Genomic DNA, 1,319 nt, shown 5'->3' with positions numbered 1-1,319 from the left:
GATAGCGTCCAAAAAAGTGTGTCTATAGCATGTCGAGTTTTGCATCCAAAATATCCTTAACTTTACAAAAAGCAGTCACTGGATATCTATAAGTTTTTTGTTCGAAGTCCATCAAACAAGCACAAATAAGATTCATCGCACTATCAGGATTAGGAAAAGAGTTTCTGATCTTAGTAGTTCTACGAATCTCCTTATTTAATCTCTCAATCCAATTAGTGGTATAAATCATTCTATGAATGGTACTAGGGAAATTTAAATATGCAAAGTAATTTTCAATATCTTGATCTTTAAAAGCTTTTTCGATAGAAGGATATTTACAGCTCCAATACTCAATAAATGTATCCAACCTAGTTATAGCATTATCAATGTTATATTGAGGTTGTTCCAATTCAAATATCTCATGAAAATCATCAGCTAAAGCTCTTTTATCCTTAGCTCTAACCTTTAAAAGTAAATTTCTGATTTTGTGAACCAAACACCTTTGAAATAAAGTATTTGGTAGCTGCTGCTTAACAATATCTGATAATCCAGATAAGCCATCAGCAATAACCATTAAACATTTTCTTAGTCCTCGAGACTTTAAGTCTTCTATAACCTCAAACCAACCAGATGCTGATTCTTGGGGAATGTTATAAACACCTAGTACGTCTCGTTGTAAATTAGGTTTTAGACCAAGCACAATGTAAAAAGCTTCTTTAGCTACAGTATCTCTCCTTATAGGTACAAATAGAGCATCAATATAGATGAAATAGTATTGTTCATCTAGTTCTCTAGAAAGCCAAGCTTGACGTTCTTGTTCAAATTGTTTAGTGATATTTGATACACTTGAGCTTGATAAATTTTTATCATAAATCTCTGAGAAGACCTCATTTATGTCTCTAGTTGTTAAACCCTTAGTGTAAAGCTTAAATGCTAAATCTTGCATTTGTGCATCTTGAGCTTTTACACATTCTAAAAATACAGGCTTAAACATTGATAGCCTATCTCTAGGAATGTTGAGTTTGAAGTATTTATTAATTCCCTGAGCTAGTCTTTGATAGTAGCCATTGGCTTTATTGCCTTCTGATGTTGAAAGAAACTCTACTCTTTCAGCATTCATTATTGTTTCAAATACCAGTTTGACAATATTTTCTACTGCAGTACCTCTATCATAGTGTAGTACATCTTGTATATTTCTTTGTAGTTCTGAGTTAATATCTTTCATTAGCTAGTCCTTTATTTTTTCTTTCAACTTAATTATAAATTCTACTAGCTACATCCACATTTTATTGTACTCTACCACTACTCTTGCTCTGGCATATCTTATTCTTTATTTATCT

Annotated in this window: 1 protein-coding gene; it reads right to left on the bottom strand. The window is 31.8% G+C overall.

Going from position 1 to position 1,319, the window contains the following annotated elements; genetic code table 11:
- Positions 1-22: 22 nt before the first annotated feature.
- Positions 23-1,204, bottom strand: coding sequence for an IS256 family transposase (locus F3D62_RS00790; RefSeq protein ID WP_150466353.1), 1,182 nt, complete (start codon positions 1,202-1,204; stop codon positions 23-25).
- Positions 1,205-1,319 lie beyond the last annotated feature (115 nt).

The organism is Francisella sp. SYW-9, from assembly GCF_008711465.1.
In the GTDB taxonomy this organism is placed as follows: Bacteria; Pseudomonadota; Gammaproteobacteria; order Francisellales; family Francisellaceae; genus Francisella.
This window is presented reverse-complemented; position numbering and strand designations above follow the sequence as displayed.